Below are 19,818 nucleotides of genomic sequence, written 5' to 3'. Positions count from 1 at the left end.
GTAGTTTGATACACATCACATTCATTTAGTCGATCGAGGAGCAGTGAATGACCGCGTCTCGGATTGATCTCAAATCCCCCGACCTCTACGCGGAGGGGGTGCCCTACGCATTCTTCGACCGCCTGCGTAACAGCGAGCCCGTCTACTGGCAGCCCGAGGAGGATGGCACCGGCTATTGGGCGGTGACGAAACATGCTGATGTAGTTGCCGTCTCGCGGGACAGCACCACGTTTTCCTCCGCGGTGGGCACCACGCAGATCGACGACTTCGACGACGAGACCCGGGCGAAGCAAGCGGCCATGCTCGTCAATCTGGATCCACCGGACCACACTCGGTTGCGTCAGTTGGTCAGCCGAGGATTCACGCCGCGCATGGTCAAGTCGCTGGAGGCGCACATCCGGGACATCTGCTCGCAGATTGTCGACGACCTACTCGACGCGGGAGAGGTCGATTTCGTGCGCCGCGCCGCGGCCCCCTTACCGCTCGAGGTGATCGCGGCCCTCCTCGGCGCGCCCTCGTCGGACGTCGACAGGCTCTACGACTGGTCCAACCGGATGATCGGCTTCGACGATCCCGAGTACGCCACCACTCAGGCGGACGGCGAGCTCGCGGCGATGGAGATCTTCCTGTACGCCAACGAATTAGCGGCCCAGCGCCGCATCGAACCGCGCGACGACATCATCACCAAGCTGGTCCAGCCGGACGAGAATGGTGACACCCTCACCGAGATGGAATTCAACATGTTCTTCGTTCTCCTCGTGGTCGCGGGGAACGAGACGACACGCAACGCCACCGCGGGCGGGATGCAAGCTTTCATCGAGCATCCCGAGCAGTGGCGCCGGTTGCAGGCCGAACCGGAACTTGCCGCGACCGCGGTCGAGGAGATCCTGCGGTGGGTCACGCCGGTGATGGACTTCCGGCGCACCGCCACCCGTGATGCAATGATCGGCGATCAACCGGTTGCCGCAGGCGACAAGGTGGTCATCTATTACCCGAGTGCCAATCGTGACGAGGATGTGTTCGACGCGCCATACCGTTTCGACATCGCCCGAACGCCCAACCCGCACGTCGCCTTCGGGGGTAGCGGAATCCACTTCTGCCTCGGCGCGCACCTGGCACGGCTGGAATTGCGGATCCTGTTCGAGACGATGGCCGCCCGCATCGATCGCGTGGAGCCGACCGGTCCCATAACGCGGCTGCGGTCGAATTTTATCAGCGGCATCAAGAAGATGCCCGTACGTATTCTCCCGCGCGAGCAGTAAATGCAGGGCTTTTCGTTGCCAGGCCGACCAAACTGTAGTAGCGTCCAGACACGTGTCCAGTAAGATGAATTTCGAGTCCACCCGCCGCCGTTTGACCGAAAAGCAGGCAGACACTGTCGAGCGTCTGACCAAGGCTGCAGTCGAGGTGTTGCGGGCAGAGGGATTCGCCGGTCTCACCGTTCGATCGGTGGCCGGACTCGCCGGCGTCGCCCCGGCAACGGCGTACACCTACTTCTCCTCCAAGGAGCACCTCGTCGCCGAGGTGTTCTGGCGCCGCCTCGCCGCTTCACCCGAGGAGGCGGACGCGGGTCTCGACCGGACCGGACGTGTGGTGGCCGTGCTGCGGCACATCGCACTGTTGGTCGCCGACGAACCCGAGTTGGCCGGCGCCGTCACCAGCGCACTGCTCGGCCGTGACCCCGACGTGGAGCACCTGCGCACGCGGATCGGCATCGAGATCCGGCAGCGACTCGCCGACGCGCTCGGCAGCGACCCGGATCCGGATGTACTCGAGGCGCTGGAGCTCTTGTACGCGGGTGGGTTGGTCCGCGCGGGAATGGGCTACGGGTCGTACACCGAATTCGCAGATCGACTGGAAACTTCCGCCAAGCTGATCCTGGAGTGAATGCACATGACCGCAGCGTCGATCCCCGGAGCGTCACTCGATCCGGTGACGTTCAATCCCTACGATTACGACTTTCATGAGGATCCCTACGTCACCTATCGCCGACTGAGGGAAGAGGCGCCGGTCTACTACAACCCGGAACTCGATTTCTGGGCTCTTTCGCGTCACGAGGACGTCGTTGCGGCGTTTCGGGACAGCACGCGGCTGTCGAGTGCCAATGGCGTGTCGCTCGATCCCGCGGCCTACGGACCGAAGGCGTACAAGACGATGTCGTTCCTGGCGCTCGACGATCCGCGGCACATGCGGATGCGCCAGTTGGTCTCCCGGGGATTCACTCCGCGGCGTGTCAATGAATTACACGGGCGTATCGAAGAATTGACGACGAAGTACCTCGACCCGGCCCTTGCATCCGGGGAATTCGACTGGATCTCGGAGTTCGCGGGCATGCTTCCCATGGACGTCATCTCGGAACTGATGGGTGTCCCCGAGACGGACCGTTCCGAATTGCGGCGACTGGCCGACCTGGTGGTGCACCGGGAGGAAGGGGTCCTGGACGTTCCCCAGGCAGCCATGGAGGCGTCGCTGTACCTCGTGGGCTACTACGCGGACATGATCGCCGAGCGACGTAAGAAGCCCGCGGACGATCTGACCTCGGCCTTGCTCGAGGCGGAGATCGACGGCGACCGGCTCACCGACGACGAGATCATCGCCTTCATGTTCCTCATGGTGGTCGCGGGCAACGAGACCACCACCAAACTGCTCGGCAATGCTCTGTACTGGGGTTCGAGGTTTCCGGACGAGGCGCGCAAGGTCCTCGGCGACCCGAGCCGGGTGCCGGAATGGGTGGAGGAGACACTCCGCTACGACACCTCGAGCCAGATGGTGGCGCGCACGGCGGCCGTCGACGTCTCCTTCCGCGACACGACCATTGCGGCGGGTGACAAGGTGCTCATCCTCATCGGTTCCGCGAACCGCGACCCCGCGGTATTCGAGGATGCCGACGAGTACCGGATCGGCCGAGACACCAGCAACAAGCTCGCCAGCTTCGGCGGCGGCACCCACTTCTGCCTGGGCGCGCACATGGCCCGTCTCGAAGCGAAGATCGCTCTGACGCAACTGGTCGAGAAGGTCGAAAGCTTCGAGGTGGACGAAAGCAGTTGTGTGCGTGTTCATTCGACCAACGTTCGAGGTTTCGCCTCGCTTCCACTGAAAGTGCAGGTCCGTCATGCCTAGGTTCGAACCCCATCCGCCGCGGCGTCCTGCGATCATCAGCGGTGCCTCTTCGGGGATAGGTACCGCCACCGCCTATGCGCTTGCGGAACTCGGTCATCCCGTGGCACTCGGGGCGCGGCGAGTGGCGGAATGCGAGGCCATCGCCGACAAGATCCGAAGTAGCGGCGGTGAGGCTTTCGCGCACTTCCTCGACGTCACGGACACGGCGTCCGTGAACGACTTCGTGACAGCGGCCGAGAGCACCTTCGGTTCGACGGAGATCGTGCTGTCCGGCGCCGGGGACCTCGAGTTCTCCACCGCCCACGAGATGGATCCGGATCAGTTCCTGAAGCAGGTCGATGTACACCTCGTGGGTGCGCAGCGACTCGCGCATCGGATCCTCCCCGGGATGATCGAACGCAAGCGCGGTGATTTCGTGCTGATCGGATCGGATTGCGCAGACTCACCACGGCCGCGGATGGGCGCCTACAACGCTGCGAAAACGGGCGTCGAGGCGATGGGCAGGCAGATGCGGATGGAACTGGAGGGCACCGGTATCCGTGCGTCGATCGTGCGTCCCGGGCCCACCCAGACCGCCATGGGGATGAACACCACCGAGGAGGTCATCGGACCCGTCCTCGAAGACTGGGCGAAATGGGGTTTCGCCCGCCACTCCTACTTCTTGCGTGCGTCCGCGATCGCTCATGCCGTCGTCGCCACCGTGAGTGTGCCCCGTGGAGCACATCTGGTGCTGATCGAGGTCCAGCCCGAGGCGCCACTGCGAAAGGATGCCTGATGAATCTGACTCAGCCGCCGAGGGTTTCCGGCGGAGAGCGCGAACACGGCCACCTCGAGGAACTGCGCACCGACCCCATCGCCCTGATGCGGCGGGTGCGCGAGGAGTGCGGCGACGTGGGCGCCTTCCAATTGGTGGACCGCAACGTCATCATGCTGTCCGGGGCGGAAGCAAACGAGTTCTTCTTCCGTTCGAGCGACGAGGACCTGGATCAGCAGGCGGCCTATCCGTTCATGAAGCCGATCTTCGGTGAAGGTGTCGTGTTCGACGCCAGCCCCGAACGACGCAAGGAGATGCTGCACAACCAGGCTCTGCGCGGCGAGCAGATGAAGGGGCACGCCGCCACCATCGCCCACGAGGTCGATCGCATGGTGTCGCGCTGGGACGACGAGGGCGAGATCGACCTCCTCGAGTTCTTCGCGGAGCTCACCATCTATACGTCCTCGGCCTGCCTCATCGGCAAGAAGTTCCGGGACCAACTCGACGGTCGCTTCGCGCAGCTCTACCACGAACTCGAGCAGGGAACGGACGCGATCGCGTTCGTCGACCCCTACGCAGATATCGACAGCTTCCGGCGACGGGACGAGGCCCGGGTGCAGCTGGTCGCCCTCGTCCAGGACATCATGACGGACCGGATCGCCCACCCTCCGCAGGGCAAGGAGGACCGGGACATGCTCGACGTCCTCGTCTCGATCAAGGACGAGAACGGCAACGAGCGGTTCAGTGCCGACGAGATCACGGGCATGTTCATCTCGATGATGTTTGCCGGCCACCACACGACTTCCGGCACAGCGGCGTGGACGCTGATCGAACTGCTTCGCCACCCCGACTACGCCAAGCAAGTCGTGGGCGAGCTCGACGATCTGTACGCCGACGGCTCCGATATCAGCTTCGGGGCGCTGCGGCAGATCCCGAAACTCGAGGCGGTGCTGAAGGAAACATTGCGTCTGCATCCGCCGCTGATCATCCTGCTGCGGGTCGCGCAGGCAGACTTTGAGGTAGGCGGATACCAGATTGCGCAGGGTGACCTCGTGGCCGCGACACCAGCGATCTCCAACCGCTTGGCCGAGGACTTCCCGAACCCGGACGCGTTCGACCCCGAGCGATACATCGATCCGAACCAGGAAGACATCGTCAACCGGTGGACGTGGATCCCGTTCGGTGCGGGCCGGCACCGCTGCGTCGGTGCGGCATTCGCTTTGATGCAGCTCAAAGCGATCTTCTCCATCCTCCTGCAGGACTGGGAATTCGAGATGGCGCAGCCGTCGGAGACATATCGCAACGACCACAGCAAGATGGTGGTTCAGCTGCAGCAGCCTTGTGCGGTGAGGTACCGGAAGCGCAGCAAGTGATGAAAGTCGAAGCCGACCTCGATCTGTGCCAGGGCCACGCCATGTGTGAGCTCGAGGCACCTGAGGTGTTCACCGTGCCGAAGCACGGGAAGGTCGAGATTGTGGATACCGCCCCGCCCGAGACGCTGCGCGCGAGTGTGGAGAGCGCCGTGCGCTTCTGTCCCACGCAGGCCTTGCGGATCGTCGAAGACAATGAAACTTCTGAAGGAGATTCCTGATGTCACAGTTCGATCGAAGGATCGACCCGGCGGTACAGTCCGATCGGAGGATCGACCCGGCGGTACAGTTCGATCGAAGAATCGACCCGGCGGTACAGTCCGATCGAAGCTCGGCGGTGCAGTTCGATCGCGCGGAGCTCGATGAGATGGTGCAGCGGTGGATCGACGAGAACAAGCGCTGCGAATCGCTCGGCGACTGGAAGCCGCTCGCCGAGATGTACACCGAGGACGCGACGTACGGATGGAACTACGGCCCCAAGGACGACTTCATGGCCGTCGGACGCGACGAGATTCGAGACCTCGCGCTCGGACAGGAGATGGAGGGGTTGGAGGGCTGGGAGTACCCCTATCAGAAGGTCGTCATCGATGACCGCAGCGGCGACGTCATCGGGTTCTGGAAACAGGTCTCCGATCGCACCCGCGAGGACGGCACCCACTACCAGGTGTACGGGATCGGTGGCAGCTGGTTTCGCTACGGCGGCAACTTCCAATGGTCCTGGCAGCGTGACTTCTTCGACTTCGGCAACGTCTCCGCCCTGTTCCTCGAGATGATCACGAACAACGCGATGTCCGACGGTATGAACGCGCGGATCGCGCGCTCGACCTCTGGCCGGCTTCCGGGGTGGTATCCGGTGGGTCAGGCCCCGGTTCCGTTGTGGTGAGTGCCGTGCGGGTCCCCACGTCGTTCGCGGACCTGTCCCGTGAAGATCTCGCGGTACTGGTGCCGGAACTGCTGCTGTGTGGTCATCTGATCGATCGCTCCGGCATGCCGCACCTGATCGGCGCGTTCGGACGCGAGGGGATGACGCAGGTCGCGATCGAGGAGTGGATGGCGGCGAGCCCGATCTACACCAAGCGGATGCAGCGCGCGCTGGCGTTCGAGGATGATGGCGTCGTGACCATCTTCAAGGGTCTGCAACTCGACATCGGCGCGCCCCCACAGTTCATGGATTTCCGCTACCGCGTGATCGACCACGATCACGGCGAATTCTGGCTGGACCACTGTGGGGCCCTCATGGACGTCGAACCGATGGGCGACGAGTACGTCACCTCCATGTGCCACGACATCGAGGACCCGACCTTCGACGCGACCGCGCTGGCCACCAACCCGCACGCGCAGGTGCGACCGGTCCACCGTCCGCCCCGGCGCCCGGCGGATCGCACGCCCCACTGCAAGTGGACCGTGACCATCGACGACGCACATACCCCACCGCCGGTGCCCGAGGGTCTGGTGACGCTGGGCAGGTCGAGGGCCGCGGCGGTCGAATTGTCGCCGATCGACACTCGCGGGCCCGGCCGCCACGACTACTCGGATGCGCTTCTGAGCGATCTGCGGTTCTCCGACTTCTCCCATTCGGCCCTCGTCCGGATGGCCGAGGAAGTGTGCCTGCAACAGCACCTGCTCACCCTCGGATTCCTGTTGGCAGTGCGGTCGCGTACCGATGAGGAGTCGGCGATGACCATTGCGCGCAGACAATTCACCGGTATCGCCGGACTCACCTCCGAGCGGATCCGGAACGCGCTCGGGCTGCCGGGCGACCTCGAGGGACTCGCAGCGGTGCTCGCCATCCACCCGGCGTTCAATCCTCGCCAGTACGTCGAGGTCACGACCACCCTCGTCGATCGCCTTTTCCTCACTATTCGGCGCGCCGGCGGTTCCGACGCGGACGGTGCCTGGCCCTCGATGATCGACGGCGCACATCCGGAACCGCTCGACGCACTGCTGCGCGGGGTATCGCCGCGGTTCTCCGCACGGGTGATCGAGGAGACGGACACGGCGCTCACCGTGGAAGTCGTCACGGGGGAGGCGCCCGCGAAGGAGGCGTCGGAGGTGGCGCTCACCCGATTCAGCACGGGTGCCGACTTCGCCTTCACCGACCGTGGCATACCGCTACCCCTCACTGTCGTCTGAAAGAGGACAAGTCCATGGCGTACAACCTTGCAGACCTCTTCGAACACTCCGTCGACGCCATGCCGGACCGGGTTGCGCTGATTGCGGCCGGACGGCGAATCACCTACCGCGAACTCGAGGACCGGGCCAACCGCTTGGCGCACAACCTACTCGAGGCCGGCCTGACCGCCGGCTCCCATATCGGTGTGCACCTGCATAATTCAATCGAGACGGTGGAAACACTGCTGGCCGCGTTCAAGATCCGGGCCGTTCCCATCAACATCAACTACCGCTACACCAGCGACGAACTCGCCTACGTCTACGGCAATGCCGACTTGGAAGCCGTCGTCCATCATCGGGTCTACTCGCCGCGGATCGCCGAAGTCCTGCCGTCGCTGCCGAAGATCCGGTACACCGTGGTCGTCGAGGACGACCTCGGCGGCGCCGGGGTGCACAGCGACTCGGTGCCGTACGAGGAAGCGCTGTCCGGCAGCGGCCGTAGGGACTTCGGCGAGCGCAGCAACGACGATGTGTTCATCATGTACACCGGCGGCACCACGGGACGTCCGAAAGGTGTCGTGTGGACGCACGAGTCGATCTGGCGAGTGCTCGCCGGCGGCCTCGACTTCTATACCGGTGAGGCCATCGAAGACGAATACCAGCAGTCCAGGGTGGGGTCCGACGGCGAGCCGACGTTGTGGTTCGCGTTGCCGCCGCTGATCCACGCCGCGGCGATGATGCCCACCCTCACCGCGCTGTTCAGCGGCAACACCGTGCTTTTGGAGTCGAAATTCGATCCGCACCGAACCTGGGAACTGGTCGAGCGCCACCGGGTGCAGATCCTCATCATCACCGGAGATGCGATGGGACGTCCCCTGATCGAGGCTCGTCAATCCTCGCGCACCGACACGTCGAGCCTCGCGGTGGTCGCGTCGGGTGCCGCGCTGTTCTCCCCGGTGATCAAGGATGCGTTCCTCGAGGAGTTCCCGAATCTGGTGGTGTCGGATTCCATCGGCGCTTCCGAAACCGGTTTCGGTGGAATCGGGTTCGCGACCAAGGGGCAGAAGCAAGTAGGCGGGCCGCGGGTACCCGCCGGACGTTATGCCATGGTGATCGGTGACGACGATCGCCCCATCGAGCCCGGATCCGGCAAGGATGGCTGGTTCGCCAAGGGCGGCTACGTCCCGCGCGGTTACTACAACGATCCCGAGAAGACGAGGGAAATTTTCCGGGAGGTCGACGGCAAGTCCGTCGTGGTCACCGGTGATCGTGCGCGCATCGAGGAGGACGGTTCGATCACCCTCCTCGGGCGCGGCAACATGGTGATCAACACCGGCGGTGAGAAGGTGTTCGCCGAAGAGGTCGAGAGCGCAGTGAAGGCATACCGAGACGTCTACGACGCCATCGTCATCGGTGTGCCGGACGAACGTTGGGGGCATCGCGTCTCCGCAGTCGTGCAGCCGCGCGACGGTGCCGGAATCGACTTCGACGGCCTCGAAGACCACGTGCGGCAGAGCCTCGCCGGGTACAAGATTCCGCGGCTCCTGTGGGTGGAAGACGCTGTGCAGCGAACACCCAGCGGCAAGCCGGACTACCGCTGGGCGCAGGGCGTCACCAAGCAGCGGGACCCCGACCACCGCGTCATGTCCGGCTGACCACGCGGATTGCGCCGAAGGTTTCCGGCCCGATGGTGGCACGGCGCGCGTGCGCGCTGTGCCACCATCGGTGCAGGGTCAGGCCGGTGCGCGAACCACCAGAACCGTGCCGGGGAACTCGGCGGCCAGTTCCTGCCTGCTGTGCTTCACGGCGGCGGTGCCGTACCCCTTCTTGCGGCACTCGGGTGCGACCCAGATGGCTACGTCGACTTCGCGTCCGGTGAGCTCACCGAAGACCAACCCGACGGAAGTATTTTCGGCGGTGTCCTCGCAGACGAACCACGCTGCGGACTCGTCGTCGATGCGCTTCAAACCCTCCGCGCGTTCCTTCTCGATCCGCTCCTGCGACCACGGAGTGCCGTCTTCCTCCTGTTCGGCGCAGCGGCGGCGGAACAACTCGGCGTCCTCGTCGGTGGGCGTGAACGGGCGCAGACGGAAATTGCGCCCGGTGCTCGCCGGGCGGTCGGACGCCGTCCACTCCAACTTCGCGTCGAGGTCTTCGAGTTCCGATTGGATGCGGAGGCGTTCCTCCTTGGTGAGGCGACGGAACGTCAGATTGAGGACGGCTTCCGCGTACGCCTCGGATGTGTCCAGGAGGCCGGCGACGGTGGTGAGCGCCTCGGCATGATCCTTGCTGTCGACGATGGCATCGAGGACTTCGTGTCGCCGTTCGAGCGCACGCAGAAGCGCTGCCGTGAGCTCCCGACGGTCGTGTATCCGATCTTGAACCTGTGTCGTCATATCTGCTTTCCTCGCCTCGGCCGTCGTACATCTTCCGTACGGGGTCAATACTGCAAGAAGTCTCCGGACATGGCATCCGTTACCCGGCGGTACATACAGTTTTATCGTGGGTTGCAGATGACGACGGGGATCGTTCGCTCGGTCCAGGCCTGGTAGTTGTCGAAATCGGGATACATGTCGACGAGCCGCGGCCAGAGTTGCGCGCGTTCCTCGGCGGTGGCCACACGCGCCGTCATCGGCAGCACGCGCGACTTCACCTGAACGGTGACCGCCGGATCGCTCCGCAGATTCAAGTACCACATCGGGTGCTTCGGCAGCCCACCCTGTGAGGCGACGAGGACGATGCGCTCGCCGTCCTCGAGGAACAGCAGTGGGTTGACCCGGGGTTCGCCGCTCTTGCGGCCGGTGGTGGTGAGCAGGCAAACGGGCAGTCCGCGCGGGAAGGCACTGCCCACCCGCCACTTGCTGCCCAGCCGCCCGCCGGTCCGCTGATACAGGACGACATTGGTCTTCGACATCCACTTGATGACGGAAACCGTCCACTTGGAGTCGAGGCCACGCGGTCGAGCTGGGGCAGGGGCAGGTGTGTTCATGGCTGATCCTAGATTCGCTCGATGATGGTGCCGGTGGCCAGCGCGCCGCCCGCGCACATCGTGATCAGTGCCGTCGACCCGTCGGTGCGCTCGAGTTCGTGTAGCGCGGTGGTGATGAGTCGGGAACCCGTGCTGCCCACGGGATGCCCGAGCGCGAGAGCGCCGCCGTTGACGTTCACCTTGTCCATGTCGGGACCGTGGACGGAAGCCCACGACAGAAGTACGGAGGCGAATGCTTCGTTCACCTCGAACAGGTCGAGGTCGCCGATTTTCATCCCGCTGCGTTCGAGCACGCGCGCGGTGGCCTGGACGGGACCGTCGAGGTGGAACTCGGGTTCCGACCCGACAAGGGCCTGGGCGACGATACGGGCGCGTGGTGTCAGTCCGAGCGCGCGCGCCCGGGACTCGTCCATCAACATCACCGCGGCCGCGCCGTCGGAAATTTGTGAGGACGTGCCTGCCGTGTGGATGCCGCCCTCGAGGACGGGCTTCAGCGTGGCCAGCGACTCCGCGGTCGTGTCCCGCAGGCCCTGGTCCCGGCTGACCACTCGGCTTTCGCCGGTGGCGTTGCCTTCCTTGTCGACGACGGGCGCCGTCATCGTCAGGACCTCGCGATCGAACCGGCCTTCGTCCCACGCCTGCTTGGCCCGTGCCTGCGAACGGACACCGAGTGCCTCGACGTCTGCGCGCGTGATCCCGCGGCGGCGGGCGATCCGCTCGGCTGCCTCGAACTGATTGGGCATGTCGATGTCCCAGTCGGCGGGTCGGCGGGGTCCAGCGTTCTCGCCGACGTTCGCGCCGAGTGGGACCTGGCTCATCGCTTCTATCCCGCAGGCAATTCCGACGTCGATGGTGTCGGTCGCGATGAGTCCGGCAATCAGGTGATTGGCCTGCTGCGCGGATCCGCACTGGCAGTCGATCGTCGTGGCGCCGACCTGCCAGGGCAGCCCGGCATGCAGCCACGCCGTGCGGGTGATGTTGTTGGACTGCGCACCGGCCTGGGTGACGCATCCACCGATCACTTGCTCCACCAATTCCGGGTCGATGCCGGAGCGGTCGAGGATTCCCCGCTGGACGGCCCCGAGAATCTCGGCGGCATGCAATCCCGACAGCCATCCACCACGCTTTCCGATGGGTGTACGCACTGCCTCGACGATTACTGGTGTGCCCACGGCGGGCTCCTTTCCTTGTCCTCAGAAAATAGAACAGGTTCTCCTATGGTGGCAAGGACCGGACCAGCTTTCCTTTGCCAGTCGCCTGGCTTGTGTTTCAATGTTAGTAGAACGTGTTCCACATCACGAAGTGGTGTATGGCCTAGGGCAGGAGACAGCAGTGGCGCAGCCCAATCTTCCAGAGGGTTTCGACTTCACCGACCCGGACATCTACGCAGAGCGCATCCCCTACCAGGAGTTCGCCGAGCTGCGTAAGACTGCGCCGATCTGGTGGAACCCGCAGCCGCCGGAGATCGGTGGCTTCCACGACGACGGCTACTGGGTGGTCAGCAAACTCGACGACGTCAAGGAGGTCTCGCGGCGCAGTGACGTATTCTCCACGCACGAGAACACCGCGATCGTCCGCTTCGCCGACGACATCCCTCGCGAGAACATCGATATGCAGCGGTTCATCCTCATCAACAAGGACGCACCCGAGCACACCAAGCTCCGCAAGCTGGTTGCCCGAGGATTCACGCCTCGCGCGATCAACAGCCTCCGGGACGAACTCACCGAGCGCGCCGAGAAGATCGTCAAGGAAGCCGCAGAATCGGGAGCCGGTGATTTCGTCACTCAGATCGCCTGTGAACTTCCCCTGCAGGCCATTGCCGAGCTTCTCGGCGTGCCGCAGGAAGATCGGCTCAAGGTATTCGACTGGTCGAACCAGATGACCGGATACGACGATCCCGAACTGGACATCGATCCCCAGGCAGCGTCGATGGAAATACTCGGCTACGCCTATCAGATGGCCGATGAGCGGAAGAAGTGCCCGGCCAATGACATCGTCACGACGCTGATCGAAGCGGACATCGACGGAAACGAACTCTCGCCCGAGGAATTCGGGTTCTTCGTCATTCTCCTGGCGGTGGCAGGCAACGAGACCACGCGCAACGCCATCACGCACGGCATGATCGCTTTCCTCGACCATCCCGATCAGTGGGAGCTCTACAAGAAGGAACGCCCGAAGACGGCAGCCGACGAGATCGTTCGCTGGGCCACCCCGGTCAACTCCTTCCAGCGCACCGCACTCGAAGACACCGAGCTGGGCGGCGTGCAGATCAAGAAGGGGCAGCGAGTCGTGATGCTCTACGGCTCAGCGAATTTCGACGAGGACGCCTTCGACAATCCCGAGAAGTTCGACATCCTGCGGGAGAACAATCCGCACGTCGGTTTCGGCGGAACGGGCGCACACTTCTGCCTGGGCGCGAACCTCGCCCGGCTCGAAATCGACCTGATCTTCAATGCCATCGCAGACCACTTGCCCGACATCAGTAGGCTGGGAGATCCGCGGCGACTGCGCTCGGGTTGGCTCAACGGAATCAAGGAGTTCCCAGTGGACTACAAGACGACGTCTGGCGGCTGCCCGGTCAAGCACTGACCCCCAAAAATTCAGCGGCGTCGGAGGGCACCCTCATCCTCTCCGACGCCGCTGTTCTATCTCCCGCTGTTTCCTAATTCGAATCGACGCACGACGAAGGCCCCGGTCCGTAGGTGAACCGGGGCCTTACGCGCGGGAAGTTCGAGCGTCAGAGTGTGCGCACAGTCTTCATCGCCCGCTCGACCTCCCAGAAGGCGCGGAGAGATGCGATCTTGCCTTCCTCGTTCACCCGGTAGATGATCACGCCCTCGGCGTCGATCTGTGCTCCGCCGACGACTGACCGTATCGTCCCGATGGTCACATTCTCGTTGCCGCACACCAGCGAGTCGGTGATGAGGAATTCGAGCGACTCGGTGGTCGCGATCGTCATGTCGTAGAACCGTGAGATCGCCTCGAGTCCACGATGCCCTTTGCCTTCGGGGTCGAAATGCGAGGGACCGACAGGGTCTTCCACGCAGGCGTCGTCGGCGAACAAGGCGAGCCACTCGTCCTTGCGTCTTCCGCTGGCGGCCTCTCGTGACGCTTGCCCCGCGAGGCGTGCCGGGTGGTCGGTGGTGGTGGTCATGTGCACCCCTAGTCGATGTACTGGTCGGCGAACTTACGCATGGAGTCCTGCTTGGCTTCGAGAGGTCCGTCGAACCCGATGCCGTCGAAGATCCACGGGACGACAATGGTGTCGGTCACTCCCGCCTCGGCCAGTTCCGCGTACCCCTCCTTGCCGAAGCGGTCGATGCAGACGGTCTGTATTTCGTACGGCAGTTCGGCCCGCCCGTACTCCTCGCGGAGTTCACGGAGGCGTGCGATCACCTGGACGAGATCGTCGAATTTGATCATTGCCGACGTCCAGCCGTCGCCCACCCTGGCAGCCCGGCGAAGTGCCACGTCGGTGTGCCCGCCGACGTAGAACGGCACCGGTTTCGTCGGGGCCGGGCTCATCTGCAGGCGGTCGAAGTCGTAGAACGCACCGTGGTACTCGACCATTCCGCCACCGAGTATCAATTTGATGACCTCGATCATCTCGTCGACGCGGGCGCCCCGTTTCGCGTACGGAACCCCGCACCATTCGAATTCCTCCGGAGCCCAGCCGATGCCGACCCCGAAGCCGAAGCGATTGCCGGTCAGATTCGCCACGGATCCCACTTGGCGGGCGAGAAGTACGGGGTTGCGGGATCCGAGTTTGAGGACCTGGGTGTAGAACTCGATCTTGGAGGTGACAGCGCCCATCGCCGCGGCGGCGATCAGTGGATCCACCCAGGGCGTTTCCTCGTTCCACATCCGCGAACCGTCCGGGGTGTACGGGTAGTCTGTGCTCTGCTTCTCCATGAAGAACAGCGAGTCGGGCAGCGCGATCGACGAGAAGCCACATTCCTCGGCGGTTTTCGCGAGGGCAGGTAGTTGGTCGAGGGGATTCATGGCAATGCCGACGGTGAATTTCATGATGGTGACCCCGCTATTGGTTGTCCGGCCGGTCGGATCCGACCACCCACATCGAGAAGTATTGAGAGCCGCCACCGTAGGCGTGGCCCATAGCCTTGCGTGCGTCTTTCACCTGGTGCTCACCGGCGCGGTGCATCACCTGCATGGCCGACTCGGCGAACCGGATCATTCCCGAGGCGCCGATCGGATTGGACGAGAGGACACCACCGGACGCATTGAGCGGAAGTCGTCCACCGATGGCCGTCTCGCCCGCTTCGGTCAGCTTCCACCCCTCACCCTCGGACACGAAGCCGAGGTTCTCGAGCCACATCGGTTCGAACCACGAGAAGGGGACATAGATTTCGGCGACGTCGATCTCGTCGAGGGGGTCCTTGATTCCGGCGGCCTCCCACAGGGCGGCGGCAGCATCCCTGCCAGCCTGCGGGTTCACCTGATCCCGCCCGGAGAACGTGGTGGGTTCGGTACGCATGGCCGTGGCGTGAATCCAGGCGACCTCGCGACCTTCTGCCGTCACCCGCTCCGCCGCCTCCTCGTTGCCGATCACCATGGCGCAGGCGCCGTCCGAGGACGGGCAGGTCTCGTCATATCGGATCGGATCCCACAACATCTGGGAAGCCTGCACGGACTCCAGGGTGATATCGGGTTGCTGCAGATGGGCGTACGGGTTGAGGCTGCCGTTGAGGCGGTCCTTCACCGCCACCATCGCGCCGATGTGCTCAGGCGCTCCCGACCGCCGAATGTAGGACCGGACGTGCGGAGCGAAATAGCCTCCCGCGCCGGCACCCACTGGCATGTTGAAAGGGATGGGGGTCGACAACGCCCACATGGCATTCGACTCGGACTGCTTCTCCCAGGCCACCGTCAGCACTCGCTTGTGTACGCCCGCCTTCACGAGGCTCGACGCCACGACAGCCGTGGATCCGCCGACCGACCCCGCGGTGTGCACGCGGAGAAGCGGTTTACCATTGGCGCCCAACGCATCCGACATCGCGAGTTCCGGCATCATCGAACCTTCGAACAGGTCGGGTGCCTTGCCGATCACGACGGCGTCGATGTCGTCCCAACCCACGCGTGCGTCTTCCATGGCGCGGTCGATGGCCTCGCGGACCAGGCCGGCCATCGACACATCGTGCCGCTTAGCCACATAGTGGGTCTGGCCGGTGCCGAGTACGGCGGCTAGTTGATTCGCCATCAGTTGCGTCCCTCCAAGACTGCGACCAGATTCTGTTGCAGCACAGCGCCACTCGTGGCATGCGCCAGCGTGCGCCCGGCGTTGCCGTCCATGATGGCCCTGGCTGCGTAACCTATGCGCTCCAGGCCCGCCGCGAACATCGGGTTCCCGCTGAGCGGACCTCCCGAGGGATTGATCGTCGTCGAATCGGACAGTCCGATGGCCTCGCGCAGGATCAGCTCCTGGTGGGTGAAGGGACCGTGCAGTTCGGCCACGTCTATTCCGCCGACGTCACCGCCGGTGGCGGCCCGGGCCGCCGACGTCGTGGAGGGCGACACCGTCAGGTCGCGGGCACCGAAGTTCGGGGAGTCGATCCGGTGTTCGATCCCGGTGATCCACGCCGGACGCTCACACAGCTCACGGGCACGGTCGCCGGCTGCCAGTACCACCGCGGCAGCCCCATCGGTGATCGGTGCGCAGTCGTGGGCGCGCAGCGGATCGGCGACGAACGGTGAGGCCAGCAACGTCTCGATGTCGACATGCCCGGACAGCTGGGTGTTCGGGTTGCTCTCGGCTGCCGCTCGACTGCGGGCCGCCACGGCCGCCATCTCCTCGGTCGTCCACTTTCCGGCATCGAGCCCGAGACGGGCCTGTAAGCCCGCGATCGACACCGAGTCGAGGGCGAGGGGTGTCACCAGATAGGGGTCGAGTTGCATCGACAGGACCTTGCGGAGATTGCCCGCCGACGACTTGCCGAAGCCGTACACGAGGGCGGTGTCGACCTCCCCGGTCATGATCTTGACCCAGGCTTCGTAGAAGGCCCATGCCGCATCCATCTCGACGTGAGATTCGTTGATCGGCGGAACCGCGCCGATCGAGTCGACCGCGGAGATGAACGAGAACGCCCGACCCGCCAGATAGTCGGACGAGCCGGAACACCAGAAGCCGATGTCCGACTTCGTGATCCCGAGTTGGTCGTACAGCTGCTGAAAGCAGGGGACCAGCATTTCGACGCCGTTGGTGGTGCCGGTGGTCTGACGCACGTGCGGTGCGTGCGCGAACCCGACGACTGCGATATCTGTCATTGTGCCGCGCCCTTACAGGTGGTGTTTGAAGGTGTCGTACTCGGCGTCGGGCTCACCCGTCGGCCTGAAGTACTCGATGTTCTCGAGGGTGTAACCCCACTCCTCGCGTGGTTTCCACTTGGCTTCCACGCGCATGCCCATCCGGACGTCGGCGGCGTCGCACTCGAGAATGAGGTGCAGGAATGCGATGTCGGCGCCGTCGAGCAGCACATACGCTGCGACGTACGGCGGCTTGATGCGCTGACCGAGGAACGGGACGTTGACGATGCAGAAGGTGGTGACGATGCCCCGGTCCGGCAGCTCCACCTGCTCCTTCGTCGGGATGCCGTCGGTGGGATTGGCGCTGCGGGGCGGGATGTACACCTTGCCGTCCGCGCCGGTGCGGCCGCCGATGAGCTTGCCTTCCTTCAGCCCTCGAAGGTAGTAGCTCTCCTCGGCCGACGCCGAATGCATGTAGTCGAGGTCGACCGGCGTCGTCACCATCGTGACCGGCTCCGAGTTCTCGGGCGTCCCGGCGTCGCCGGCCGACTCACCCGGTTCGAAGCACACGATGTCCTGAATGCGTCCGACGCGCTGCTCCGCCCACCGCGCCCGCACACGCATTCCCGTGCTCATCGCGGCGACGGAAGGCACGTCCACCGCGTGCACCAAGGCGGTGTCGGCGCCGTCCAACTTGATCAACGCCCACGCGAACGGCTCGGTGAGCGGCTGTCCGGCAATAGGATCCGGCATCCATGTCCAACTCACCACGGTTCCGGCGTCGGATATGCCGACGAAGTCGGTGAGCGGTTCCGCCGTGTCGGGGTCGAATTCGGGCGGCGGAACGTAGACCCGTCCGTCCGATCCGCGCGCGCCGATGACCTTGCGGTCGCGCAGCGCAGTCACGAAGGCTCCGATGGTCGGGCCCACCGACCGGGTGTAGTCGAATTGAAGTTTCAGCGGGGCGCTCAATGGAGTGTTCGAGAACTTTTCGGCCACCGCGCTCTTTCCCATGGTCACAACTTCGAGTAGAACAGGTTCTAGTGTTTGTGGCAAGGGTCACTTCTGACGACGGTCGATGCGGAGGCACACGATGAAGCTCGGGTTGCAACTCGGATACTGGGGCGCGCAGCCGCCGGCGAATGTCCCGGAGCTGATCGCCGCCGCCGAAGCCGAAGGATTCGACGCCGTCTTCGCCGCCGAATCATGGGGATCCGACGCCTTCACACCCCTCGCGTGGTGGGGCTCGAGCACCGAACGTGTCCGCCTCGGCACCTCGGTCGTGCAGATCTCGGCGCGTACCCCGACGAGCTGCGCGATGCACGCGCTCACCCTCGACCACCTCAGCGGTGGTCGGGCGATCCTCGGGCTCGGGGTGTCGGGCCCGCAGGTGGTCGAGGGGTGGTACGGCCAGCCCTTCGAGAAACCCCTGGCGCGCACCCGTGAGTACGTGTCGATCGTGCGCCAGGTGCTCGACCGTCGAGAGCCCGTCACCAGTGCCGGGCCGCACTACCCACTGCCGTACACCGGGCCGGGCAGCACCGGCCTGGGAAAGCCCCTCAAACCGATCACCCACCCCCTCCGGGCGGACATCCCGATCTGGCTCGGCGCCGAGGGTCCCAAGAACGTGGCGCTCACCGCCGAAATCGCCGACGGCTGGCTCGCGATCTACTACTCACCTCGCCTCGCCCCCATGTACAACGAATGGCTCGACGAGGGCTTCGCGCGGCAGGGTGCTCGTCGTACCCGAGAAGACTTCGAAGTGGCGGCCACCTGTCAGGTGATCATCACCGACGACCGTGCCGCAGCCATCGACGGACTCAAACCGATGACAGCGCTGTACGTCGGCGGCATGGGCGCACCCGAACTGAACTTCCACGCGCAGGTGTACACCCGCATGGGCTACGGCGAACAGGTCGAGGAAATCGGCCGGCTCTTCCGTGCGGGCCGCAAAGAGGACGCCGCCGCCGTCGTCCCCGACGACATGGTCACCGAGACCATGATCATCGGCAACGTCGACGAAGTCCGGGCCGACGTCAAACGCTGGGCAGACGCCGGAGTCACCACACTCCTCGTCTCGTGCCGCGACGCCCCGCACGTGCGGCAGCTCGCCTCCGCGGTCCTGGGCTGACCTCCCTGCCCCTGCCCCTGCCCCTGCCCCTGCCCCTGCCCTCGTCCCCCTTCCGCCGGGCGAATGTACCTTTCGGCGCCTCAGGTGCGTCGAAAGGTACATTCATCCGGCCGCTGTTTGCATCCGGACCTCCGGTCGGGGGCGGGACGACGCCAACTGGTAGTGGCTGCGGAGGTCGTCGATCACGCGGTCGGGGTGGTCGCGGACGGCACTAGGGAGCGTCGGAAGCACGATGATGCCGTGGTTCTGCATCCGGGTTCGGCGCTCGACGGTCGATTTGTAGGCCTTGGGCGCGAGATGCCAGTCGAGCGAGTCGATGTCCCAGGCGAACGCGACCTCGTCGATCCAACCGTCCGGCATGGCGATGAACTGCCCGTCGGCGTCGACGATCCTGCGGTTGAACACCATTCGGGGTAGGCCGCTCCGCGTCCACAAGCGGCGGGCTTCGGCTTCGGACACCGAGTGGACGTCGGCGCTCACCTCGCGTAGCACGGCACGGGGGAGTGCTGCGCCGCGGCCACTGCCCGCGTCCAACTCCGCGATGAGTTCCGGGACTCTCGCCCCGCCTCGCTGGATCACCTCGGCGATGAGGGATCGAGTGCTGTCCAGAGTGCGGCACCGTCGTGCCGCGTCGAGCAACGCGCGTGGAAGCGGGGCGCAGGGAAGCCCGTTGCGCATCACCGGCGCCGGCATCCGCGTCGTGCGTTCGACGAGGACGAAGCCCGTGGACTGGACACGCCGGTGCGTGGCGATCAGGACGTGGGCATCGCCGGAGTACGACGTTCCGTACCCGTACTCGTGTAGCGCTGCACGTCCGGTGAGGATGGCGTTGTCGCCGCTGAGCACGATCGCGGCCACAGCACGCTGACGTGCGGTCGGGTGGCCGTTGCCGAGCATCACGACGCCGGGAAGGATCCGTTGCCACGGCCCGCCCGGACGGCATCGGGCGTCGATCGCCGAGTTCGAGACTCCCCAATGCCTCAGTTCGGCGGTGCGGATGATCCCTGATCGGCTGATTCCGTACAAGTCTTCGAGCCGATGCCCCCATTGTCCCCGTCGCATGGACTCGATGATGACGCAC

20 protein-coding genes are annotated in these 19,818 nt (G+C 64.7%); 11 read left to right on the top strand and 9 right to left on the bottom strand.

All coding sequences use genetic code 11. The annotated features are described in order from the left end of the window. The first annotated feature begins 47 nt into the window (after positions 1–47). From JQT59_RS33425 to JQT59_RS33385, 9 genes are all read left to right on the top strand, one after another. Positions 48–1,262: a cytochrome P450 gene (locus tag JQT59_RS33425; RefSeq protein ID WP_213573761.1), complete on the top strand. Its 1,215-nt coding sequence runs from the start codon at positions 48–50 to the stop codon at positions 1,260–1,262. 64 nt (positions 1,263–1,326) lie between these two features. Further along, positions 1,327–1,887 carry a TetR/AcrR family transcriptional regulator gene (locus JQT59_RS33420; protein WP_213578302.1) on the top strand — a complete coding sequence of 187 codons (561 nt, stop codon included), beginning with the start codon at positions 1,327–1,329 and terminating at the stop codon, positions 1,885–1,887. Between the two features lie 6 nt (positions 1,888–1,893). Beyond that, on the top strand, positions 1,894–3,120 hold the full coding sequence (locus JQT59_RS33415) for a cytochrome P450 (RefSeq protein ID WP_213573759.1): 1,227 nt from the start codon (positions 1,894–1,896) through the stop codon (positions 3,118–3,120). Further along, complete coding sequence (locus JQT59_RS33410) at positions 3,113–3,895, top strand: SDR family oxidoreductase (RefSeq protein WP_213573757.1); 783 nt, start codon at positions 3,113–3,115, stop codon at positions 3,893–3,895. Before JQT59_RS33415 ends, JQT59_RS33410 begins: the two co-directional genes overlap by 8 nt. Beyond that, positions 3,895–5,247 carry a lanosterol 14-alpha demethylase gene (gene cyp51, locus JQT59_RS33405; protein WP_213573756.1) on the top strand — a complete coding sequence of 451 codons (1,353 nt, stop codon included), beginning with the start codon at positions 3,895–3,897 and terminating at the stop codon, positions 5,245–5,247. The genes JQT59_RS33410 and cyp51 overlap by 1 nt, the downstream gene beginning before the upstream one ends. After that, positions 5,247–5,465, top strand: a complete 219-nt coding sequence (locus JQT59_RS33400) for a ferredoxin (protein ID WP_213578301.1) — start codon at positions 5,247–5,249, stop codon at positions 5,463–5,465. Before cyp51 ends, JQT59_RS33400 begins: the two co-directional genes overlap by 1 nt. A 146-nt stretch (positions 5,466–5,611) precedes the next feature. Further along, positions 5,612–6,127 carry a nuclear transport factor 2 family protein gene (locus tag JQT59_RS33395; protein WP_213578300.1) on the top strand — a complete coding sequence of 172 codons (516 nt, stop codon included), beginning with the start codon at positions 5,612–5,614 and terminating at the stop codon, positions 6,125–6,127. Continuing rightward, positions 6,121–7,377: a hypothetical protein gene (locus tag JQT59_RS33390; RefSeq protein ID WP_213573754.1), complete on the top strand. Its 1,257-nt coding sequence runs from the start codon at positions 6,121–6,123 to the stop codon at positions 7,375–7,377. Before JQT59_RS33395 ends, JQT59_RS33390 begins: the two co-directional genes overlap by 7 nt. A 14-nt stretch (positions 7,378–7,391) precedes the next feature. Beyond that, positions 7,392–9,011 carry an acyl-CoA synthetase gene (locus JQT59_RS33385; RefSeq protein ID WP_213573752.1) on the top strand — a complete coding sequence of 540 codons (1,620 nt, stop codon included), beginning with the start codon at positions 7,392–7,394 and terminating at the stop codon, positions 9,009–9,011. A gap of 78 nt (positions 9,012–9,089) precedes the next feature. Here JQT59_RS33385 and JQT59_RS33380 read toward each other — a convergent pair whose 3' ends face one another. The 3 genes from JQT59_RS33380 to JQT59_RS33370 form a co-directional block, all read right to left on the bottom strand. Further along, positions 9,090–9,752, bottom strand: a complete 663-nt coding sequence (locus tag JQT59_RS33380) for a GNAT family N-acetyltransferase (protein ID WP_213573750.1) — start codon at positions 9,750–9,752, stop codon at positions 9,090–9,092. Between the two features lie 101 nt (positions 9,753–9,853). After that, positions 9,854–10,345, bottom strand: a complete 492-nt coding sequence (locus JQT59_RS33375; RefSeq protein WP_213573748.1) for a nitroreductase family deazaflavin-dependent oxidoreductase — start codon at positions 10,343–10,345, stop codon at positions 9,854–9,856. Between the two features lie 8 nt (positions 10,346–10,353). Continuing rightward, the gene (locus JQT59_RS33370; protein WP_213573746.1) at positions 10,354–11,517 is read right to left on the bottom strand and encodes a steroid 3-ketoacyl-CoA thiolase; all 1,164 of its coding nucleotides are present in this window, start codon (positions 11,515–11,517) and stop codon (positions 10,354–10,356) included. A gap of 160 nt (positions 11,518–11,677) precedes the next feature. Here JQT59_RS33370 and JQT59_RS33365 point away from each other — a divergent pair, with 160 nt between their 5' ends. Then, positions 11,678–12,934 carry a cytochrome P450 gene (locus tag JQT59_RS33365; protein WP_109326883.1) on the top strand — a complete coding sequence of 419 codons (1,257 nt, stop codon included), beginning with the start codon at positions 11,678–11,680 and terminating at the stop codon, positions 12,932–12,934. Between the two features lie 148 nt (positions 12,935–13,082). Here the strand turns inward: JQT59_RS33365 and JQT59_RS33360 are convergent, their stop codons facing one another. Genes JQT59_RS33360 through JQT59_RS33340 form a run of 5 tightly spaced genes read right to left on the bottom strand, consistent with a single transcriptional unit; the run spans position 13,083 to position 17,620 of the window. Next, positions 13,083–13,499, bottom strand: a complete 417-nt coding sequence (locus JQT59_RS33360) for a nuclear transport factor 2 family protein (protein ID WP_109334863.1) — start codon at positions 13,497–13,499, stop codon at positions 13,083–13,085. An 8-nt stretch (positions 13,500–13,507) separates the two neighbouring features. Continuing rightward, positions 13,508–14,371 (bottom strand): TIGR03619 family F420-dependent LLM class oxidoreductase, encoded by an 864-nt coding sequence (locus JQT59_RS33355; RefSeq protein ID WP_213573744.1) that lies wholly within the window; start codon positions 14,369–14,371, stop codon positions 13,508–13,510. Between the two features lie 13 nt (positions 14,372–14,384). Next, entirely contained in the window at positions 14,385–15,563 is a 1,179-nt protein-coding gene (locus JQT59_RS33350; protein WP_213573742.1) for a thiolase family protein, read from the bottom strand. Then, positions 15,563–16,627 carry a thiolase family protein gene (locus JQT59_RS33345; protein ID WP_213573740.1) on the bottom strand — a complete coding sequence of 355 codons (1,065 nt, stop codon included), beginning with the start codon at positions 16,625–16,627 and terminating at the stop codon, positions 15,563–15,565. Before JQT59_RS33345 ends, JQT59_RS33350 begins: the two co-directional genes overlap by 1 nt. Positions 16,628–16,639: 12 nt before the next feature. Further along, complete coding sequence (locus JQT59_RS33340; protein WP_213578299.1) at positions 16,640–17,620, bottom strand: Zn-ribbon domain-containing OB-fold protein; 981 nt, start codon at positions 17,618–17,620, stop codon at positions 16,640–16,642. Positions 17,621–17,699: 79 nt separating this feature from the next. Here JQT59_RS33340 and JQT59_RS33335 point away from each other — a divergent pair, with 79 nt between their 5' ends. After that, positions 17,700–18,737, top strand: a complete 1,038-nt coding sequence (locus tag JQT59_RS33335) for an LLM class F420-dependent oxidoreductase (RefSeq protein WP_213573738.1) — start codon at positions 17,700–17,702, stop codon at positions 18,735–18,737. A 102-nt stretch (positions 18,738–18,839) separates the two neighbouring features. Here the strand turns inward: JQT59_RS33335 and JQT59_RS33330 are convergent, their stop codons facing one another. Further along, the gene (locus tag JQT59_RS33330; protein ID WP_213573736.1) at positions 18,840–19,799 is read right to left on the bottom strand and encodes a hypothetical protein; all 960 of its coding nucleotides are present in this window, start codon (positions 19,797–19,799) and stop codon (positions 18,840–18,842) included. Positions 19,800–19,818: the final 19 nt, after the last annotated feature.

Source organism: Rhodococcus sp. USK13 (assembly GCF_018343855.1).
Lineage (GTDB): Bacteria > Actinomycetota > Actinomycetes > Mycobacteriales > Mycobacteriaceae > Rhodococcus_F > Rhodococcus_F oxybenzonivorans.
The sequence above is the reverse complement of the archived record's forward strand: the minus strand, read 5'-3'. Positions and strand labels throughout refer to the sequence as shown.